This window comes from Variovorax sp. IB41 (genome assembly GCF_016405905.1).
GTDB lineage: Bacteria > Pseudomonadota > Gammaproteobacteria > Burkholderiales > Burkholderiaceae_C > Variovorax.
Genome location: NZ_JAEFCB010000011.1, coordinates 39955 through 60850, shown reverse-complemented (window position 1 = coordinate 60850; position 20896 = coordinate 39955). Strand labels below are relative to the sequence as shown.

Annotated in this window: 16 protein-coding genes and 1 riboswitch; of the genes, 9 read left to right on the top strand and 7 right to left on the bottom strand. The window is 67.4% G+C overall.

The window, feature by feature from the left end; all coding sequences use genetic code 11:
* Positions 1–16: 16 nt before the first annotated feature.
* Positions 17–667 (bottom strand): DNA-3-methyladenine glycosylase family protein, encoded by a 651-nt coding sequence (locus tag JC881_RS19895; protein WP_198787433.1) that lies wholly within the window; start codon positions 665–667, stop codon positions 17–19.
* A 17-nt stretch (positions 668–684) separates the two neighbouring features.
* On the bottom strand, positions 685–2067 hold the full coding sequence (gene cysS / locus JC881_RS19890; protein WP_198787432.1) for a cysteine--tRNA ligase: 1383 nt from the start codon (positions 2065–2067) through the stop codon (positions 685–687).
* 223 nt (positions 2068–2290) lie between these two features.
* Between cysS and JC881_RS19885 the strand changes: the two genes are divergently transcribed.
* From JC881_RS19885 to JC881_RS19865, 5 genes are all read left to right on the top strand, one after another.
* On the top strand, positions 2291–2881 hold the full coding sequence (locus JC881_RS19885; protein WP_198787431.1) for a tetratricopeptide repeat protein: 591 nt from the start codon (positions 2291–2293) through the stop codon (positions 2879–2881).
* A gap of 79 nt (positions 2882–2960) precedes the next feature.
* Positions 2961–3560 carry a peptidylprolyl isomerase gene (locus tag JC881_RS19880; RefSeq protein WP_198787430.1) on the top strand — a complete coding sequence of 200 codons (600 nt, stop codon included), beginning with the start codon at positions 2961–2963 and terminating at the stop codon, positions 3558–3560.
* Between the two features lie 33 nt (positions 3561–3593).
* A complete protein-coding gene (locus JC881_RS19875; RefSeq protein WP_198787429.1) occupies positions 3594–4106 on the top strand; it encodes a peptidylprolyl isomerase in 513 nt (170 codons plus the stop codon).
* A gap of 22 nt (positions 4107–4128) precedes the next feature.
* On the top strand, positions 4129–4905 hold the full coding sequence (locus tag JC881_RS19870) for a UDP-2,3-diacylglucosamine diphosphatase (protein ID WP_198787428.1): 777 nt from the start codon (positions 4129–4131) through the stop codon (positions 4903–4905).
* A gap of 8 nt (positions 4906–4913) precedes the next feature.
* Positions 4914–5705, top strand: coding sequence for a zinc-dependent peptidase (locus tag JC881_RS19865; protein ID WP_198787427.1), 792 nt, complete (start codon positions 4914–4916; stop codon positions 5703–5705).
* A gap of 101 nt (positions 5706–5806) precedes the next feature.
* Here the strand turns inward: JC881_RS19865 and JC881_RS19860 are convergent, their stop codons facing one another.
* The gene (locus tag JC881_RS19860; protein WP_198787426.1) at positions 5807–8692 is read right to left on the bottom strand and encodes a DUF349 domain-containing protein; all 2886 of its coding nucleotides are present in this window, start codon (positions 8690–8692) and stop codon (positions 5807–5809) included.
* A gap of 190 nt (positions 8693–8882) precedes the next feature.
* A complete protein-coding gene (locus JC881_RS19855) occupies positions 8883–12701 on the bottom strand; it encodes a DUF748 domain-containing protein (protein WP_198787425.1) in 3819 nt (1272 codons plus the stop codon).
* Here JC881_RS19855 and JC881_RS19850 point away from each other — a divergent pair.
* The 4 genes from JC881_RS19850 to nrdR all read left to right on the top strand — a co-directional run bounded on the left by JC881_RS19850 (position 12619) and on the right by nrdR (position 16060).
* Complete coding sequence (locus tag JC881_RS19850; RefSeq protein WP_198787587.1) at positions 12619–12933, top strand: hypothetical protein; 315 nt, start codon at positions 12619–12621, stop codon at positions 12931–12933. The two genes, JC881_RS19855 and JC881_RS19850, sit on opposite strands and share 83 nt — an antisense overlap.
* 368 nt (positions 12934–13301) lie before the next feature.
* Positions 13302–14153 carry a lytic transglycosylase domain-containing protein gene (locus tag JC881_RS19845; RefSeq protein WP_198787424.1) on the top strand — a complete coding sequence of 284 codons (852 nt, stop codon included), beginning with the start codon at positions 13302–13304 and terminating at the stop codon, positions 14151–14153.
* Positions 14154–14183: 30 nt separating this feature from the next.
* A riboswitch (ZMP/ZTP riboswitch) is annotated at positions 14184–14309 on the top strand.
* Between the two features lie 41 nt (positions 14310–14350).
* The gene (glyA, locus tag JC881_RS19840; RefSeq protein WP_198787423.1) at positions 14351–15595 is read left to right on the top strand and encodes a serine hydroxymethyltransferase; all 1245 of its coding nucleotides are present in this window, start codon (positions 14351–14353) and stop codon (positions 15593–15595) included.
* A gap of 21 nt (positions 15596–15616) precedes the next feature.
* Complete coding sequence (gene nrdR / locus JC881_RS19835; RefSeq protein ID WP_042580112.1) at positions 15617–16060, top strand: transcriptional regulator NrdR; 444 nt, start codon at positions 15617–15619, stop codon at positions 16058–16060.
* 28 nt (positions 16061–16088) lie between these two features.
* Here the strand turns inward: nrdR and JC881_RS19830 are convergent, their stop codons facing one another.
* Genes JC881_RS19830 through JC881_RS19820 form a run of 3 tightly spaced genes read right to left on the bottom strand, consistent with a single transcriptional unit; the run spans position 16089 to position 20802 of the window.
* Entirely contained in the window at positions 16089–16646 is a 558-nt protein-coding gene (locus JC881_RS19830; protein WP_198787422.1) for a GspH/FimT family pseudopilin, read from the bottom strand.
* A complete protein-coding gene (locus JC881_RS19825) occupies positions 16643–17062 on the bottom strand; it encodes a type IV pilin protein (protein ID WP_198787421.1) in 420 nt (139 codons plus the stop codon). The genes JC881_RS19830 and JC881_RS19825 overlap by 4 nt, the downstream gene beginning before the upstream one ends.
* Positions 17059–20802: a pilus assembly protein gene (locus tag JC881_RS19820; RefSeq protein ID WP_198787420.1), complete on the bottom strand. Its 3744-nt coding sequence runs from the start codon at positions 20800–20802 to the stop codon at positions 17059–17061. The genes JC881_RS19825 and JC881_RS19820 overlap by 4 nt, the downstream gene beginning before the upstream one ends.
* Positions 20803–20896: the final 94 nt, after the last annotated feature.

Sequence of the window (20896 nt, the reverse complement as noted above, 5' to 3'; positions counted from 1 at the left end):
CTTCTCCTGTTTTATTTCAATACGCGACCGGCACGGGGTCCAGCGATCGCCAAATATACCAAGTCGCCACGCTGCAATACGGCGCCCAGGCCACGGCGACATCGCGGGCATCGCTGCGGCTGACCGGGTCGCCCGAAAAGTAGTTGACGCTGATGCCGTTGAGCAGCCCCACGTCGTCCACGGGCAGCACGTTCGGGCGCATGAGGTGGAAGATGAGGAACATCTCGGCCGTCCAGCGGCCGATGCCGCGGATGGCCACGAGTTCCTCGATGATGAGCTCGTCGGCCATGTCCTTCCACGAATCGACGTGCACCACGCCCGAGTCGAAGTGAAGGGCCAGGTCGACCAGGTATTCGATCTTGCGCGCCGACAGGCCCGCCGCGCGCATGTCGTCGACCTTGAGCTTGAGCACGTTGGCCGGCGTCAGCTTGCGCGGCAGCAAGGCGAACTTGTCCCAGACGGTTTGCGCCGCCTTCACCGAGATCTGCTGGCCCACGACGCTGCGTGCCAGCGTGGTGAACGCATCGCCGCGCGATTCGAGACAGGCCTCGCCGAACTTCGGGATCAACCGCTTCATCACGCGGTCTTTCTTGGCCAGGTGCTTGCAGGCCTCTTCCCAATAGTCCGGCGTGTAGATCTGAACGGTCGGGTTTTTGGAAGCGGGCATGGGGTTGGTGGTTCCGTTCACTGCGCGGCGGCCCAGCTCGTGCCTGTGGGCGAATCCTTGAGCACGATGCCCTGCTCCAACAGTTCCTGGCGGATGCGATCGGCCTCGGCGAAATTCTTCGCAGCCTTGGCCGCTGCGCGCTGGGCGATCAGCACCTGGATTGCGGCCTCGTCGAGCGTGCTGCCCGTGCCTGCTTGCAGGAACGCCTTCGGGTCGCCCTGGAGCAGGCCCAGCGTGCCGCCGAGCACCTTGAGCAGCCCGGCGGTTTCCGCGGACTGCGTGCGGTGAACGCCGGTGGCCAGCTCGAACAGGATCGCGATGGCGCCGGGCGTGCCGAAGTCTTCGTCCATCGCAGCCTTGAAGGCCGCTGCGTGCGGATTCGTCCAGTCCAGCGTGACCGGTGCGGGCGTTACCAGGTCGAGTGCCGTGTACAGGCGCTTGAGCGAGTTGCGGGCGTCGGTCAGGTGTGCATCGCTGTAGTTCAGCGCGCTGCGATAGTGGGTGCGCACGAGGAAAAAGCGCAGGCTCTCGGCGTCGTACTTCTGCAGCACCTCGCGGATGGTGAAGAAGTTGCCCAGGCTCTTGGACATCTTTTCGTTGTCCACGCGAACGAAGCCGTTGTGCACCCAGAAACGCGCGAGCGGCTTGCCATGGGCGCCTTCGCTTTGCGCAATTTCATTCTCGTGGTGCGGGAATTGAAGGTCCGCGCCGCCACCGTGAATGTCGAAGGTCTCGCCAAGGGTGGCGCAGCTCATTGCGGAGCACTCGATGTGCCAGCCCGGACGGCCGGTGCCGAAGGGGCTCTCCCACTTGGCATCGTCCGGCTCGGCGGGCTTGGCCGCCTTCCAGAGCACGAAGTCGAGCGGGTCCTGCTTGCCCTCGATCACTGCGACGCGTTCACCGGCATGCAGTTCGTCCAGCGACTTGCCCGACAGCTTGCCGTAGCCCGGGAACTTGCGCACCGCATAGTTCACGTCGCCATCGGGCGAGCGATAGGCCAGTCCCTTGCGCTCCAGCGTCTCGATGATGCCGAGCATCTGCGGCACGTACTCGGTGGCACGCGGCTCGACGGTGGGCGGCTCGATGCCGAGCGCGCCGATGTCTTCATGCATGGCCGCGATGACTTCGTCGGTCAGCGCGCGGATGGTGATGCCGCGCTGAACGGCGCGCACGATGATCTTGTCGTCGATGTCCGTGATGTTGCGCACGTAGGTCACGCCGTAGCCGCTGGCACGCAGCCAGCGCTGCACCACATCGAAGGCCATCATCATGCGGGCATGGCCGATGTGGCAGAAGTCATAGACCGTCATGCCGCAAACGTACATGCGCACCTTGCCAGGTTGCAATGGGGAGAATTCCTCCAATTCACGCGACAGCGTGTTGTAGATGCGCAGACTCATGAGACTCGGAAAGCGTCGCTTCGCGCACGTGCGGCACGGGCGAACGACGGTGTATTTCAGGGGTGACGGGGACAGTGGCGACGAGGGGTTGGACATGGCCCCTCGGCTACAATGCAACGCAGTATAAACGGCCGCCGCAGCCTGCTGCCGCGGACCTCCCGGGTGCTTTCCAGGCCCCTTCAGGCCCGTCCAGGCCCGCATCCCCCAATCCTGCCGAGGCTTCATGAAGCACCCCGTGTTCTCCAAACTCTCCTTCGCCTTCGCACTCCTGTTCAGCCTGTGGGGCACCGCCGCGCATGCCAACGACTACGACGACGTGAACCTCCTGCTGCGCCAGGGCAAGGCCACCGAAGCGCTCGCCAAGGCCGACACCTACATCGCCGGCAAGCCGCGCGATCCGCAGATGCGGTTCCTGCGCGGCGTGATCCTCACCGAGCAGAACAAGCAGGCCGAGGCCATCATCGCCTTCACCCAGCTCACGCAAGACTTCCCCGAGCTGCCCGAGCCCTACAACAACCTCGCGGCACTGTATGCGTCGCAGAGCAAATTCGACCAGGCCCGCGCCGCGCTCGAAACCGCGCTCAAGCTCAACCCGAACTACGCGACCGCGCACGAGAACCTCGGCGACGTCTACGCGCGCCTCGCGGCCCAGGAGTACGTGCGCGCCCAGCAGTTCGCCAGCACCAACGCCAGCGTCGCGCCCAAGCTCGTGCTGATCCGCCAGATCTTCTCCTCGAAGACCGAGGCCGAAGCCGCAGCACTGCCGGCGGCGCCCGTGGTCATTCGCAAGCCCGTCGGCCGTTCCAGCAAGTAAGCCGCTGCCGGCACGGGCGCGGCCGACGCATTCGTCGCGCAGCCCGCGCCCTCCCCCCCTTTCGCAAACGGAGCATCACTTGACGATCCACGCCCCTTCCACATTCAGAAGATTCAGCCGCCGCAACGCCTTCATCCTGGCCGCGGCCCTCGGCTTCGCCGCCACCGGCTACGCACAGCAAGCCGCACCGCGCGTCAAGCTGGCCACCTCGGCCGGCGACATCGTGGTCGAGCTCGATGCGGCCAAGGCGCCCAAGTCGGTCGACAACTTCCTGCAGTACGTCAAGGACAAGCACTACGACGGCACGGTGTTCCACCGCGTGATCGACGGCTTCATGATCCAGGGCGGCGGCTTCACCGCCGACATGCAGCAAAAGCCCACGCGCCCGCCGATTCCGCTCGAAGCGGGCAACGGCCTGAAGAACGATAAGTACACCATCGCCATGGCCCGCACCGGCAACCCGAACTCGGCCACCTCGCAGTTCTTCATCAACGTGAAGAACAACGACTCGCTCAACGCGCCCAACCCCGATGGCTACGGCTACACGGTGTTCGGCAAGGTCGTGGCCGGCACCGACGTGGTCGACAAGATCCGCGCCGTGCAGACCGGCAACAAGGGCGGCATGCAGAACGTGCCCCTGGAGACCATCACCATCAAGTCCGCCACGCTGGCGAAGTAATTCACCCATTCCGAACTTCCGAAGGAGCCCCTCATGAGCAACCCCCAAGTCGAACTGCACATCAAGAACTACGGCGTGATCACGCTCGAACTGGACGCCGAGAAGGCGCCCAAGTCGGCCGAGAACTTCATCGCCTACGTGAAGAAGGGCCACTACGACAACACCGTGTTCCACCGCGTGATCCCCGGCTTCATGGTGCAAGGCGGCGGTTTCGAGCCCGGCATGAAGCAAAAGCCCACCGGCGCCGAGATCGAGAACGAAGCCAACAACGGCCTGAAGAACGCCAACTACACCGTCGCCATGGCCCGCACCAGCGCGCCGCACTCGGCCACCGCGCAGTTCTTCATCAACGTGTCCGACAACGGCTTCCTGAACCACACGGCACCCTCGGCACAAGGCTGGGGCTATGCGGTGTTCGGCAAGGTCATCAACGGCACCGACGTGGTCGACAAGATCAAGGCCGTGAAGACGGGCCGCAAGGGCTTCCACGACGACGTGCCGCTCGACGACGTGGTGATCGAGAAGGCCGTCGTCATCGCTGAATGATCCCCATCAGGCACGGCGCGGGATGACCAACGTGGCGAACCCGGCTTTCTGCGAGCTGGTGGCGCCGCCCGCGTGGCGCACCGTCGATCTGATCTCCGACCTGCACCTCGAGGCCGGCGAGCCCGCCACCTTCGAGGCCTGGCAGGGCTATTTGCAGACCACGCCGGCCGATGCGCTGGTGATCCTCGGCGACCTGTTCGAGGTGTGGGTGGGCGACGATGTCGCGGGTGAGCCCGGCTTCGAGGCGCAATGCGCCGAGTTGCTGCGCCGCACCGCCGAGCGCCTGCCGGTGTTCTTCATGCACGGCAACCGCGACTTCCTGGTCGGCCCCGCGCTCGCGGCGCAATGCGGCTTCACGCTGCTGGACGACCCCACGGTGCTGGTGCTGCACGGCCAGCGGTGGCTGCTGAGCCACGGCGACATCCTCTGCCTGGACGACACCGAGTACCTCAAGTTCCGCGCGATGGTTCGCACGCCCGAGTGGCAGGCCGCCTTCCTGGCCCGGCCGCTCGCCGAGCGCCGCGCGCTCGCGCGCTCGATGCGCACCCAGAGCGAAGACCGCAAGCGCAATCCCTCGACGATCTGGGCCGACGTGGACACCGGCGCCGCACGCCAATGGCTGCAGCAGGCCGGGGCGAAAACGATGGTGCACGGCCACACGCATCGCCCCGCCGACCACGACCTGGGCGATGGCCTGCGCCGCATCGTGCTGAGCGACTGGGACGCCGCGGCGCATCCGCCGCGTGCGCAGTTGCTGTGTCTGTCCACCGCCGGCGCGCAACGCGTCGACCTGCGCTAGCACCGCCGATGTTCAAGTGGCTGCGCCGCCTGCGTGCCCTGCCCCCGATTCCCGAAGCCGCCTGGCACGCCACGCTGGCGCGCTACAGCTTCCTGGCCGACCGCCCCGCCGCGGACCTGGAGCGGCTGCGCGTGCTGACGGCCGAGTTCCTGCGCGACAAGGAATTCCACGGCACCCAGGGTTTCGTCATCACCGACGAGGTCGCGCTGGCCATCGCGGCGCAGGCGGTGCTGCCGGTGCTGCACCTGAAGGGCCACCTCGACTGGTACGACGATTTCGTCGGCATCGTGGTGCACCCGTCCGAAGTGGTGGCGCGGCGCAAGGTCGTCGACGAGGCACAGGTCGTGCATGAGTACGACGAGGTGGTGGCCGGCGAAGCCATGGACCGCGGCCCCGTGATGCTCAGCTGGCAAGACGTGCTCGCCAGCAGCGTCACCCGCGAAGGCGGCTACAACGTCGTGATCCACGAGTTCGCCCACAAGATCGACATGCGCGGCGGCGATGCCGACGGCTGCCCGCCCCTGCCGGCCGGCTTCGCGGGCCAGCGCAGCGCCCGCGAGTCGCGCGCCGCGTGGCTCGCCGTGCTGCAGCCCGCCTACGACGACTTCCGCGAAAAAACCATCATGGCCGAGCGCTTCGGCGCCGAGCCGCCGTGGCTGGACGACTACGGCGCGACCTCGCTCAGCGAGTTCTTCGCGGTGGCCTGCGAGGCCTACTTCGTGAACCGCCCGAACTTCGCGCGGGATTTCGCCCGCGTGGTGGCGCTCTTCGACGAATTCTTCCTGCGCAAACAGGTCTGATTCCTGCGGGACGTGCGGGATGCGGGGCGTGCGGCCGTGCATTACGCCAAAGAAAAAGGCGCCCCGCGGGGCGCCTTTTTTCATGGCCGTCCGGCGCGCGCTTACTTGCGCAGCAGCGCCTTCAACGCGTTCTGCAGGCGGCGTGCGCTGGCAGCATCGTGCGCCGCGGCCAGCACCTTGCCGGCGTCCTGACCCCAGGTCTGCACCGGCGCCGGGTCGCCACGCTTGGTCAGCAGCTTGAGCTGCAAGGCACGGCGCGCGTCGAGTTGCTCGGCCGGCGTCGGCACTTCGGCGGCCATTTCCAGGCGCAGCAGTGCTTCGGCGGCATCGTTGGCGGCGGCCGTCGGCGCGCTGCCGATGGCTTGCGACCAGTTCGTGCGCACGGCCGGCGAGACCGCGCGACCCAGTTCCTGCACGCTCGGCAGGCGCGCGGCATCGCGCTGTTCCCAGGCGCCGAGCACCTGCGTCAGCGCTTCGCCGTGGGCTTGCGCCGCGAGCTTGCGCAGTGCCATGTCCGCACGTTCGAGCGCTTCGCGCTGGGCGCGGAAAGCCGCATCGCCCAGGCGCGGGCCACGGTCTTCGAAACGCGGGGGACGGTCGCCGAAACGACCGGCCGGTGCGCCGCGATCACCGCCGCGATCACCGCGCGCATCGGGGCGCGGACCGCCACGGTCGCCGGGACGCCCCGGGCCACCGGGGCCGGGCCGGCCACCGTCGCGGCGGTCGCCGAACTTGCCACCGGCACGGCCTGCGGGCGCCGCGTCCGTCTTCTTGCTGCTGGGACGGTCGTCCCCGCGCATGGCCACGACCGGCTTGGGGGCCGGCTTCGGCGCGGCGGCCGGTGCCGGGCTTTCGACAGCGGCGGCTTCGCCGGCGTCGTGCGCTGCGCCATCGGCGCGTGCGGAGGCGTCGGCGCCGTCGGCGGGCGCCACGAGGTCGGGCGCATCGGCCTGCGCGGCTTCGACCGGTGCGGCCGGCGACGCTTCCGCATCGCTCGGGCTCGGCGCCTGCTCGGCGCTTTCGGCGAATTCAGCGGCGGCCTGTCCGGGCGCCACGATGTCGGTCGCACCCACCGACGGGCCACCGCTGGCCACGTTCGGGGCAACGGCCTGTTCGGCCTTCGGCGCGGGCGGCGGTGCTTCGCCGCGCAGCGCGCCTTCCAGGCGGGCGATGGCCGCGCGGATCTTCTGCACGTCGCCGCCGGCATTGGCGGCGTCCAGCGCCTTGGAGGCGTCGAGCACATAGCGGTCGTGCTCGCTCATGGCCGCCGATGCCTTTTCGCGCTCGGCCGTCTTGCGGTTGAAGGCTTCGTCAATGGGGGCGCGGAAGGCGTCCCACAGTTTCTGTTCGTGGCGGCGGTCGAGCGGCACGCTCTGCGCCTCGTGCTGCCAGCGCTGCTGCAACGCCTTGACGGCGTCGATGCGCAGCATCGGCTGGGCACCGAGCTCGGCGGCCTCCGCGATCATGGCCTGGCGGCGTTCGACGCTGGCTTTTTGCGCCGTCTCGAACGGTGCGCGCGCGGCGCCGAAGGCTTCGTTCCACTGCGGCTGCAGCTCGGCGAACACCTTCTCGCCCACGTGGCCGGCATCGCGCCAGCGGTCGGCGAACTGGTGCAGCGCGCGGTTGTGCGCCTTCAGGTCGGTGGCGCCGGCATGCTCGGCGGCCCAGGCCTTGACCTCTTCGATCAGCGCCACGCGGTGCGCGCGGTGCTCGGCCGCATCGGCGCGCACCTTCTCGAGCCAGGCCTCGACCACCTTGTGGGCTTCGTTGCAGGCTTCGTCGAAGCGCTTCCACAGCGCATGGTTGGGCACCCCGCCCTGGTCGGCCTGCTTCCACTGGTCGCGCAGCGCGCGCAGCGTTTCCTGCATCTTGCGGCCGCCGAGGGCCTGGCCTTCGGGGCGCTTGAGGAGGCCCTCGGCCTTGGCGACAAGGTCTTCACGGACCTTGTCGGCGCTCCAGCGCTGCCAGCCTTCGAGCTCGCCGGCCGCGACCAGCGCGGCATGCACGCGCGCTTCGAGCGGCGCCTCGACCAACTTGCCGTGCTCCTTGAGCACCGCGCGCAGCGCGGCCGCCGCGCCGGCACTGGCCTTGCCGTGGCCTTCGGCGGTTTCCTGCTCGAGCTTGGCAAGCGCGGCCTGCACCGCGTCTTGCGCGGCAGCGCGCACGGCCGGATCGATCTTGGGTGCGGCAGGCCGCGCGGGCGCTGCTGCCTTGGGGGCGAGCACCTCGCCGCGCGCGCTGCGCAGCTCGTCGGCCCACACCGGCACCGGCGGCAGCGGCGCGGCTGCGTCGGCCGCGGCGGCGATGGCCTGCGCCAGCGCGCTGTGGAATGCATCGGACACGACCAGCAGCTGCGACTTCGATGCTTCGAGCTGCGGCGCGAACTTGGCGTCCAGGCTGTTCCAGTTGATGTCGGCGGTGATGTCGCCGGCCTGCTGCTGCCAATGCGTGACGTCGTTGCGCAGCGACTCCTCGGCGGCCTGGGCGTCCTGCCAGCCCTTGGTGGAGAGCACTTCGAAACGCTGCGCCAGCAGCACGGCGGCTTCGCGGTGCACCTGGGCGCGGTGTTGCAGGTCTTCGATGCCCTTGACGCGTTCAGCCAGCTTGGCCTTCAGGCTTGCAAGCGGTTCGCGCGAGAGCGGCGCACCGGCCTTGGCGGCATCGCGCTGCCAGGCGAGCGCGTCGGCGATGTTGAGCTTGGACTGGCCCAGCAGCGCCTCGGCCTTCTGCGCCCATTCGGCGGCAATGGCCTCCTGGCCCTTGGCGCGCTTGAGCTCGTCGAGCTTCTCGCGCAAGAGGCGCGCGGCGCCCTTGTCGCGGCCGCTCAGCTCCTTGAAGACTTCCTGCATTTGCTCGGACGCGGGGTTGCCCGCGAGCCAGTCGCGGATGCGCGCGGCGCGTTCTCCCGAGGTCGGCGCGGTGAAGGCGCCGCCGGTGAGCGTGTCGAGGGCCTGAAGGTCGTGTGGCTTGGAAGAAGTAGAGGTCACTGCGCGAAATCGTTGTCTTGGTATGGAAAGCGAAGGCGCCGGCAAAGGCCGGCGCACATCGACATTTTCACCCACTTGCGGTGGACCGCCCAATTCCGTTGCGGAACGGCGGCCAATGCAGGTTGCGGGCTGGGAGATTAAAGGTGACTACACATATAGCAAGCCGATGCAAAAAACCAAGTGGCCGCTCTCACTTCATGGTCAGTTTGAGCTCGGCGCCCGGCTTCCAGTCGGCACCGCTGGCCGTGGTGCGCACCGCGCCCAGGAACAGCCGCTCGCTCGTGAGCTTCTGCGCCAAGAGGTAGTCGCGCACCGCGGCGCCGCGTTCCACGGCCAGTTGCCGCATCGACTCCTCGTCGACCGGCACGCTCGCGAACAGCAGCTTTTCCATTTCGGTGACGGGCAGGTCCTTGGCCAAGCCGACGAGGTTGCGCGGCTTGGTGATGTCGGCGCGCTTGTAGACCGCGGTCAGCAGCTCGGGGTACTCGGCGTCGGTGACCGGCGCCACGTCGGTGCCGGTCTGGCCGCCGCGCACCGCGACGCGGCGCTTCTCGGCCTGCGTCAGCTGGCGCACCCGCTGACGCTGGTAGGCGTCGCGCTCCTTCTCGAGGCTGGAGGTGCCCACGACCGTCATCTCCAGCGTCGGCCGCTCGGTCAGCGCCTTGGCGACCTTGTCCAGGCTTTCCTTGGCCGCGGCGCTGAGCACCGAGCTGCCCGCCTCGAAGGTGATGGCGCTCGATTCGCCGCTGCCGCCGCCCCCCAGCCCGCCCGTGAGCAGGCTGAACGGCGCCGTCACGGCCTTGACGATCAGGTTGACCACGGCCTTCCAGATCAGCGGCCCGACGCTGAACTGCGGATCGTTGAGCGAGCCGCTGAGCGGCAGGTCGACGTCGATCACGCCGTTGCGGTCGGCCAAGAGGGCCACGGCCAGTTTCACCGGCAGGCTGTTGGGCGCGCCGGCGACTTCCTCGCCGAACTGCAGCTGGTTGAGCACCAGCTTGTTGGTGGCGGTGAGCTGGCCGTCGGGCGCGACCTTGTAGTTGACGTCCATGCTCATCTTGCCGCGCTCGATGCCGTGGCCCGCGTAGCGCACCGAGTACGGCGACAGCGGCGCGAGATCAAGGTCGCGCATCTTGGCGGTGATGTCCAGCTCGAGCGGCTTGGCCAGCGGGTTGAGCTTGCCGGTGATCTCCAGCGCGGCGGTCTGCTGCGCCTTGCCGCGCAGCTCCAGGTCGGCCAGCGCCGGCCGGCCGCCCTGCCCGTTGGGCGGGTTCGACGAGAAGGAGCTGAGCTTGCCGGTCAGCTCGCTCAGGTCGGCCGAGTAGTTGGGCTTGACGAACAGGTCGGTGAAATCGATCTTGCCGTTGACCAGGCTCATCGGACCGAAGTTGATGACCGGCTTGGGGCCGGTGTCCGCGGGGGCCTGCGCCGTGGCGACGGGTGCCGCCGCCGGCGCGGCCGGCTCGGGGGTGCCGCCGACCATGGCTTCGGCCGATACGGGCGCGCCCCCCGAGCGCGGCGCCGGCGGCGCGCCGCGGGTCGTGGTGGTCGTGCCGCCCGGGCCCTTCTGGGTCTTGGCCTCGGCGGTCGCCGTGGCGGCGGCCGCGCCTTCGGCCTCGCCCTTCTTCGTCAGGTTCAGCAGATTGAGCCGACCGGTCGGATCGACGATCACGCGGGCGAAGAAGTCGGTGAGCGTCGTCTCGCGCACGTTCACGTTCGGCGGCGCGTTGGGCGCCATGCTGACCTGCAGGCCGCGCAGGCTCAGCGTCTTCCAGCTCAGCAGCTGGTTCGTGTTGCGGTCGAAACCGGGCGATTGCGTCAGCGAGACGCTGTTGGCGCGGAAATCGTCCAGCGCGGTGTCGCCGGCCAGCTTCACGCTCATGCCCGCCGGCGCGGTTGCGTAGCTGACGGTGCCGCGGTAGCTTGCGAAGGCGCGGCGGATGTCGACGTTGAGCGCGTCCGCGTAGTAGGCCTTGAAGGCGTGCGCGGGGAACGAGATCACCTCGAGCCGGCCTTCGGCGGCCAGCGGCTTGAGCACCACGTTGCCCTTGTAGTCGAACTTGCTCGGATCGGAGCGCCCGGAGCCGATGCGGCCCGACACCTGCAGCGGCGAGACGGTGTTTGTCTCGGGCGCGATCTTCTGCGCGTTCAGCTTGAACGCCGTGACCTCCACCGTCACCGGCAGCGCGCCGGCCTTGTCTGAATAAGAGAGGCTGCCGTTGTCGACCGCCATGGTGGCGATGGTCAGCGCCCAGGGCTTGGTGTTGGCGTCGGCCTTGGCCGATCCGGCGCCGGCGGGCTTGGGCGCCGCCACCTTCGCTTCGGCCGCGCCGCCGCTGCCGGCCGGGGTGCGCAGCCACCGCTCGAACATCCAGCGCTTTTCGCTGTCGCGCTCCACGCGAACCTTGGGGTTGGTGGCGGTGAAGGAGGCGATGTTCAGCGTGTGCTGGGTCATGTCGACCTCGGCGTCGACCAGCTCGAAGCGGCCGACGCTGGCGAGCGCGGTCTTGGTCTGGGTCAGCGCGAGGCCGTCGGCGGCCAGGCGGCGGGCCTTGAACTTGAGATTGGGCTGGTCCCAAGCGATGTCGATCTGCCCGCTGAGCTTGCCGTCGAGCGTGGGCTCCAGGCTCTGCGCCAGATAGGGCGCGGCAAGCGAGAGCGGCAGCGCGTCGACCTCGGTCTGCACGTCCGCCACCTTGTCGGTGGCGCTGCCCTTGAACTTGAGCGAGGCGCCGGCGATGGCGGTGCTGCCTTTGAACTGGGCCGGCTTTTCCATCGGCCAGGTGATGGCGGTGACGTCGAGCCCCAGGTCGGTCACGTCGACGGCGGCCGCGGGCTTGACGGTTTCGTCACGCCAGCCGATGCGCCCGCCGCTCAGCGCCACCTTGTCGACCTGCACCTTCAGCTTGGGTTTTTCGGCCGGCTTGCCGGCCGGCGCGCTGGCTGCGGCGGCGGGAAGCGGGGCTACTTTTTCCGCGGCGCCGGTGGCCGGGTCGGTGGCCATCAGGTTCAACTGGCCCGAGGCATCGCGCGCCACCACGAGCTGCGGATTGGCCAGGGCCACTTCGCTCAAATGGAACACCGATTCGAGCGGGCGAACGTCCGCCAGCGCGAGCTTGAGCGAATCGAAGCCCAGGAGGTCGCGGCCCCGGGCGTCGCTCAGCTTGGCGCCGTGCGCTTCCACCGTGCCGTAGATCTTCAGGCCCGTGGTCGCCGCCTGCTGGAAATCGATCTTCAGGTCGGCATCGAGGCTGCCGGCCTGCAGCTTCACCGGCAGGCCGCCAGGGATGTAGCCCAGGTAAGGCGCCAGATCGAGCCCCTTGAACTGCACGTGCGCGTCGGTCTTGCGGCTTGCCGAGAAGGGCGTGGTGAAAGCGGCCGAATCGAAGCTGCTGCCGTTGAGCACGAAGGCCAGCTTGGGCTCGGTCTTGACCTCGCGCTGCGACGCCAGGTTGCTCAGGAAAGGCACGTCGAGGACGAAGTTGCGCAGCTCGTGCCTGCGCTTGACCGTTTGGTCGTCGAAGTCGACCGCGCCGTCCTTGATCGAGATGTTGTAGATGGCAAAGCGCGCCGGCTCGGCCTTGGGGTCGGGCGGCGGGCCCGCGGCGAGCTTGGCCAGGATGTCGTCGATGTCGTACTTGCCGTCGGCCTGGTGCGTGAGCAGCACCGCGGGCGCCTCGATCGACACCGCGTCGATCACGGGCGCCAGGCGAAAGAGCGACTGCAGTTCGGCATCGGCGTAGATGCGCTTGATGGCCAGTTGCGGCTGCTTGCCGTCGGCCGTGGCGATGCGCAGGTCGTGCAGCGCGAGTTCGAGGGTCCAGGGCTTGAAGTCGATCTTGCCCACCGTGACCTGCCGGCCCAGTTTCTCGCTCGCGATCTTTTGAAGCTGGCTCTTGGCGATCGGCGGCACGATCAACCATGCAATGACCCAGAAGGCCAGAAGAACCAGCACCGCGACGATCCCACGTCGCACCCATTTGTTTTGTTTGAGCGAAGCTAAATCCATCGCGGGAGTGTGCCGCAAACATGCGGCAAAGCAGAAACAAGAAAGCCCGGCAACGCGACTGAATGCCTCGTTGCCGGGCTTGATGGCGGGCCTAACACCCAAGCCATCGATTCGCGCGACCGGAAGTCAATGGTTCCTGCCGTGCTGGCAGCAAGAGATTGCCGCCGTGGATCCGCCGTCGATCGAGCCCTTGACTTGCACCTCGGACTGCCTGACTTTGGAAAACGCCTGAAAACCCAGGCCCGTCCAGATTAGGTGCCGCACCCTCGCATTGCAAATTCAATCTTCCAAGGGATTTCCCGTAAGCCAAATGCCTCTGTGCGGGTCGGATTTTTAAACATCTATTAGCATATGAAACGATTTCCTTATGCTTGACCGGCTATTAAGCGACGTTAGAATCCGCCCTGCTCCAGCTGCCAGACGCAGCAGGGCCACCCTGAATCCGCTGCCGAGAACTCCCCCGGCTTGATCAGGTCACCGCGCTCCTTACCCCACACCCCTCCATGCGCGGAGCCTGATTCGTACCAATCCAAGCGCCGTTGCCTTCATCCATCGCCTCTCCAGGCGCTGCGAGCAGGTGCCGCACAGAAAGGAAGAGCGATGAACAAGGCGTTTGATGCCACAGCCCGCGGGCTACGGACCTTCGTGTCCGATGTGGCAGACGGCTTTTTTGAAATCACCCACAACGGGTTTGCGTTGGTCGGTTTGGCCATCGTGTTCGCGGCCCTCGCCCTCGTGGCACGGCCCGATCTGCGCCAGACCGGCGAGGAACAACTCATGGGCTGGCTGCAGTCGCGCAAGCCCGCGCCTGAAGTCTCCGACCTGGAGCCGACCGCCATCGAGCGCACCACGGCAGCGAGCCCCGGCGACCTGCCCAAGCAGCAGGCCGCCGTGGCTTACTGGCTGAGCAAGAAATACAGCGTGGCTGCAGAGCCGCTGAGCGTGCTGGTGTCCGAGGCCTATTCGATCGGCAAGCGCACCAAGCTCGACCCGACGCTGATCCTGGCCATCATGGCCGTGGAATCCAGTTTCAATCCCTTCGCCCAGAGCCACGTCGGCGCCCAGGGCCTGATGCAGGTCATGACCCGCGTGCACGGCGACAAGTACGAAAGCGCGGGCGGCACGCTCACCGCCTTCGACCCGGTGACCAACATGCGCGTGGGCGTGAAGGTGCTGCAGGAATGCATCGCCCGTGCCGGCTCGCTCGAGGGGGGCCTGCGCTACTACGTGGGCGCGGCCAACCTCGAGGACGACGGCGGCTACGCCAGCAAGGTCATGGCCGAGCACGAGCGCCTGCTGCAGGTCGCCAACGGCCGCGCGCCGTCGGTGCTGCCGCCCCGGCCGGCCATTCGCGCGCAGCCGATTCCCATCGTGACGCCGACGCCCGCGCCGATCAAGGCCGAAGAAGGCTCGGAACCCGCAAAGGTCGCCCTGCTTTCCGGCGTGTCCTGAAGCTCGCCTGGCCGGGGGTGAGCTACACTCGGCCCCGTACGCGACTGGCGATAGGCGCAGCACCCGAACAAGGTGCCACGCGCTGACGTGGAATACCACTGGGAAGCGTGCCGCCTGACCACAACAGGCGTTCAGCCGTTCGCCTGGGCAGCCCTTGTTTGGTTGAAGAACAAGGACCTCGTCTTCAAAGGACTGCCATGTACCAACGCAATATCCTGGTCGAACAGACCGATCCCGAGATCTGGGCCGCGATTCAAGCCGAAAACGCGCGCCAGGAACACCACATCGAGCTGATCGCGAGCGAGAACTACGCCTCGCCGGCCGTCATGGCCGCCCAGGGCTCCCAGCTCACCAACAAATACGCCGAAGGCTACCCGGGCAAGCGCTACTACGGCGGCTGCGAGCACGTCGACGTGGCCGAGCAACTGGCCATCGACCGCGTCAAGCAGATCTTCGGCGCCGATGCCGCCAACGTGCAGCCGCATTGCGGCGCCTCGGCCAACGAAGCCGTGATGCTCGCCTTCTTGAAGCCCGGCGACACCATCATGGGCATGAGCCTGGCCGAAGGCGGCCACCTGACCCACGGCATGCCGCTGAACATGAGCGGCAAGTGGTTCAACGTGGTGAGCTACGGCCTGGACGCCAATGAAGCCATCGACTACGACGCGATGGAACGCAAGGCGCACGAGCACATGCCCAAGCTGATCATCGCGGGCGCCTCGGCCTACTCGCTGCGCATCGACTTCGAGCGCTTCGCCAAGGTGGCCAAGGACGTGGGCGCGATCTTCATGGTCGACATCGCCCACTACGCCGGCCTCGTGGCCGCGGGCGTGTACCCCAACCCGGTGCCGCACGCCGACATCGTGACCTCCACCACGCACAAGAGCCTTCGCGGCCCGCGCGGCGGCATCATCCTGATGAAGGCGCAGCACGAAAAAGCCATCAACAGCGCCATCTTCCCGGGCCTGCAAGGCGGCCCGCTGATGCACGTGATCGCCGCCAAGGCCGTCGCGTTCAAGGAAGCCATGACGCCCGAGTTCAAGACCTACCAGCAACAGGTGGTCAAGAACGCCCAGATCGTGGCCGACACCCTCACCGAGCGGGGCCTCCGGATCGTGAGCGGACGCACCGAGAGCCACGTCATGCTGGTCGACCTGCGCGCCAAGGGCATCACCGGCAAGGAAGCCGAAGCCGTGCTGGGCAGCGCCCACATGACGATCAACAAGAACGCGATTCCGAACGACCCGGAAAAGCCGATGGTCACCAGCGGCGTGCGCATCGGCACCCCCGCCATGACCACGCGCGGCTTCAAGGACGAAGAGGCCCGCATCACCGCGAACCTGGTCGCCGACGTGCTCGAGAACCCGCGCGACGCGGCGAACATCGACGCGGTGCGCGCCAAGGTGCACGCGCTGACGAGCCGCTTCCCCGTCTATCGCTGATCCGACTGACGAGACGACCGCATGAAATGCCCTTTTTGCGGTCATCTTGAAACGCAGGTCGTGGAGACCCGCGTTTCGGAAGACGCCGATTTCGTGCGCAGGCGCCGCCAGTGCAGCGCCTGCGACAAGCGCTTCACCACCTACGAGCGCCCCGACGTCAATTTCCCTGTGGTCGTGAAGAAGGACGGCAGCCGCGCCGACTTCGACTCGACCAAGGTGCGCGCCTCGATGATGCTGGCGCTGCGCAAGCGCCCGGTGAGCATCGAGCAGATCGACACCGCCCTCTTGCGCATCGAGCAGAAGCTCCTGGCCAGCGGCCTGCGCGAAATCGATTCGACCAAGGTCGGCGAACTCGTGATGCGCGAACTCAAGCGCCTGGACAAGGTGGCCTACGTGCGCTTTGCCTCGGTGTACCGCAGCTTCGAGGACGTGGACGAGTTCAGGCAGTTGCTGCGGGACATCTGATCCCCCACGTCCGGGCGGGCGCGCCTCCTCAATCGCCGCTTTCTCCTCCCCTGGCGCACGCGCCCGAGCCGCAATCGCCGCTCACATCCGGATTGCAGACCTTCGCCCGGCCCGAGGCCGAGACGATGATCGACGCCCTGCGCCCGGTCTCGGCCTTCAGCGTCAAGCAGCCTGCGCTGAAACCGGAGCGGCTTGTCTGGCGCGAGAAGCCGTTGCCGTCGTAGCGCAGGCCCTGCGCGAAGCCGCCCCCGAGCGTCGTGTCGACGCTCACGCCCTGCGGCAACCGCTCGAAGCGCCGCAACGTCTGGAGCGATTCATCGTCCCCGGTCCGGACGATCCAGCCGCCGGACCAGTCGCTGCCCGCGAGCGCAGCCACCTCCACGGGCCTCGCGCGCTGGATGGCCTCCATGCGTGCCAGGCTCAACGCAGAATTGAAGCCTTGCGCGGCGCTCGCTAGACGCTGGTTGAGCAGCATGTCGCGAAAGCTCGGCGCGCCGACCGCGGCCAGCACTGCCACGATGGCCACAACCACCATCAGCTCGATCAAGGTGAAGCCGGGCGACGACGCGCCTTCGCCGCCCTTCATTGCCAGCACCTTCCCGCGTCCGTCCCATCGCAGCCCTTGCCGCCCGTGCTGTCCACCCAGAGGTTGCCGACCTGCGGATCGGAGAAACCGGCCTTCAGCGTGGCCGTCAGCCGGATGCAGCTGTCGATGCTCCCCTTCCCTTCGCAATTGCCGCTCTCGACGGTGTACTTGCCGCCTGCGCCGCCGTTTCCAGAGTCTCCCGAATCGCCCGCGTAGCGCCGGTACCGCCCGACCTGCGTATAGAGGCGCTCCTGCTCCTGCATCTGCTGCATCAGCGCGGAGCGCCCCTCGCTGCGCCAGCCCTTGCGCACGAAATCCATGTACGACGGATAGGAGATGGCCGCCAGGATCGCGGCGATGGCCACCACGATCAGCATCTCTATCAATGTGAATCCGCGAAACGCCGAATGCTTCATTTTTTCGCTCCCCGGTAGTCGACGACCTCTCGCCAGTTCAGGCGCCCGCCGGTCTGGACCACCTTGCCGTCGCCGGCAGGCTGGGCGGTCGAGATGCCGCCGCCCCGACCTCCCGGCGCATCTCGCGCGCCGATGCTGACGATGCCCAGGCGCTTGGTTTCCGACCGGCGCCCGAAGGCATCGGTCGCGCCGAAGCCAGCCATGCCCAGTTGCACCAGATGCGGCGTGCCCAGCATGCCGACGCTCGAGGGCATGCAGGTGCCGCCCTGCGAGAGCCCCGTCATCGCGTTCACCGCGCAACTGCGGCCGCCGCCATCGGCGCTGCAGGCGTCGGCGTTGGGGATCAGCGTGTTGAAAAACAGCTGTCCATCGCTGAGCACCGGCTGGAAGACCAGCCGCTCGCCCTGCTCGAGCCCCGCCGGCAGGTCGAAATACCAGCCGCGCCGGGCGTTCGTCTTGCGATCGAATGCGCCGTAGACGAAGGGATCGCCCGTGACGGGCGGGAATGCCTGCCCAGCGACGGGCGTGGCCTTTCGAGGCTGAAGCTGCGTGCGCGCTTCGCCCGCAGGAATCGCCACGCCGTTGTCGTACACGCCATACATCGTCTGCACGCCGCGGCTCGATCGGCCGAGGTCTTCGGGGCTCGCGAACTTGCCCGTGCCGAAGAGCACGATCGCACCGCCATCCGGCCCCCCGCCGACCTCCGGCGCGACGGTGATGGGCTGGCGCTTCGCATCAGCGCCGCTGCCCGACGTAGCGACCATCACGAGCGAGCCCTTCACTCCCAGCGCGTTGCCGTTGCCCCATGGTGTGCCGCTCGTAAAGTCGAATTTCCACAGGTTGCCCTGCGTATCGCCGGCGTAGAGGAAGCGCGTGGCCCCGTCCGCTGCCGCGTAATCGCCTGGTGTGCTCAGCGCATTCACGATGGTCTTGTCCTTCGGCGCGGTCAGGACGATCTTGTAGTAGTTGAGGTTCTCCTTCCAAGCTTCGCTTGCGGGCTTGTCGAGCGAGAGCAGGAACAACGCGGCGCGCCCGTCCTTGTTGGCGTTGTTGAAACCCGAAGGAACGACAGCGAACCAGCCGTAAGTCGCAGCCTCGGACTTCGTGGCTGCGGCCGTGCGGAACTTCATGATGCGCGGCGCCTGGGTCACGTACCCCATGTCGGGGTCGTACGCGCCATTGAACTCCCACAGCACCTTGTCGGCGGAGAAGTCCGCGGGTTCGGTCACGTCGAGCGCGAAGACGCCCGTGCCGCCGCCACCATTGCCGGCGACCAGCACGCTCTTCCACGCGCCGTTCGCCATCCGGGCTTCGCCAATGACGGGCGTTCCATCGACGTAGCTCCGGTGCACGTAGTCCGGAGAGGCGTAAGCAGCCAGTCTGGCGAACATGATCCGCGGCACGTAGGCGAAGAGTTCCTTACCGGTGCGGGCCTCGAAGGCGTGCAGCATGCCGTCATTGGCGCCGACGTACACCGCGTGCGGCCGGCCGCGATGGGCGGCCAGGAACTTGTCGTAGCCGGTCTCGTGGATCGCAAGGCTCGGCGCGCCCACGTAGACCGGATTGGAATTGGTCACATCCCCCATGACCGAATCGCGCACGCGGAAGATGCCTTGCGGCGCGGACTGCTCCTTGCTGCGATCGCCGCGGAGATAGGCCAAGCGATCGGCGCCAAGACCGTCCAGGGCTTCGGGCATGAGATACGGCGTCGCGCTCAGCCATCTGCGCAGCCCGTCATCGAGCGACGCCCATTCGAACGGCGTGCCGACGCCCGCCGTCGAGAGCGTGAAGATGCGCCTGCCCGCAATGTCCCGCGCGACCACGGGCGGGATGGCGTTCGGATTGCCGGTCAGCAATTCACCGGCATCCCAATCGGGTTTCTCGAGCTTGTGCGCAGCGCCGTTCGCCACATCGGCGCCGAACGGATACGACAGCAGCGTGCCCGACCAGCGGCGGCCATCGAACCGCGGCACGTAGAGGCTGACACCGGCGTCCGTGATCGTTCCCGACGACATGGCGCTGCCTGCCGTGATGCCGCCCTGCGGCACGTCGGCGCGCAGGAAGACCCGTCGAATGGCTGTGGTCAACTGCGACGGCTCGCCAGCCAGGAAATAGTTGGCGGGCTTGGGCTGGTTGTCGGCATCGAGGCCCTCGGCCCATTCGGAACCGCCGCCCGACGCACGAAATGGATTGCCGTCGTCGTTGCTGTCGGCAAAGCCGCCGTACTTCGCTGCCAGATAGAAAGCGCTGCCGCGTTGCTTCTGCCCTATGGCGCTCTCGCTGCCCTGTCCCATGTCGATGGCGAAGGTCTGCACCCGCAGGTCGGGATGGTCGCTGCGGATCTTTTGCGTGCGAGCCCAGTACGCAAGGCCCGCCATGCCGAACGAACCCTTCTCTGCGCCTGTCTCGATGGCTGCGATATTGGCGGAGGTCAGCGGTGTTCCGCCTTTGTAGTTGAGCGCCCTGGGCCCCTCGTTGCCGGCCGTGGTGAGGCCCGCCTTTCCTGAAGGGTGCGTGAAAGAGAGCGACTCCTTATTCTCGAAGCCACCGACGAGGCTCGTCCAATAGGCCGTGTCGGGCTCGTAGGCCGCATTGTTGAAACTCCGGTCGAAGTCGCCGACGGAGTCGCCCTTCGAGAGGCCTGGCAACGAACGGTCGTAGTGGGTCTCGGAGTCGCCGATCACGAGGATGTCGTTTCTCTGGCAACTGGCGGCGATAGGGTCCGCGTGACTGCGAGCGCTCTGCGTACCGGCCACGACGTCGGGCGTCGGCGCCTTGCCTTGCAGGTAGCGCAGCGACTCGTAGTAGAGCTCGCCCGCCGGGTCGAACAATCGGTAGGCGCCTTGCTTGCCGCCGTTGCGCCCGAAACGGTTGATGGCACCGACGACACCGGTGCCTTCGGACCCGTCGGCCTTGAACACGCCCGTCACCGGATCCCACTCCGCCTGTGCGTTGTCCACGCTGTCGAACGTCGCGTCGACCTTCTTCGGCCCGGCGTGCTTCATCGGCGCGCGCAGGACGCCGCCGTAGCGCGCGGGATCGTCGTCCGGCAGATAGCCAAAGACCGAGAACCTCATCCGCCCGGCGTATCGCTGGATGCTGCCTACTGGCTTGGAGTTGCCGTCCGGATACGGAGCGCACAACGACGGGCGCGCCGACGCGTCGGCCGGCGTGCATACCTCGACGCGCGCCAGGAAAGTCGTGCCGCCCGGCTCCGCGCAAGTGCCGCCACCGGTCGGCCCGACGGCAAAGCGGTCCAGGCAGTTGCCGAAATGCAGCGTGCCCGTCGCGAGCACGCCATCGCGGGCGGCGGTGACCAATGGCGTCAGTTTGTCGAGATTGCCAATCACAGTCTTGTCGGGGAAAGAGCCGCTGCGATAAAAGTCATCCGGCAGCACCGCGCGTTGCAGCACCGTGCGGCCCGGCTCGTCGATCACGCGATCGCCACCGGTCAATGCAATGCGCACTCCGTCGAGGGACGATGACACCGCCCAGTTCAACAGATTGCCGCTCCATTGGTTGACGCAGGCAATGGCGCCGCCATCCGGCTTCGTTGCCGTGGCCGAGCGCTTGAAATAACCGTCGCCCGCCGCGTAGCTGTAGCAACCCATCGGGTCCCAGTAGCCGCTGTAGGTCTTCTTCGCGTCGAAGTTGTCGTGATACGCCGCGCCCGCGTTCGCGCGCTTCAGCGAAAGATCGATCACCACTCCGGGATCGACGCGCGATGCCAGCGAAAACATCGGCTCGCTCGGAAGCACCGCGTCAGGTGGAAGGACTGTCGTCGCGGCGTGGGCGCAAGAGGCGGCACAGGCCAGCGCCGCGCAAAATCGAAGG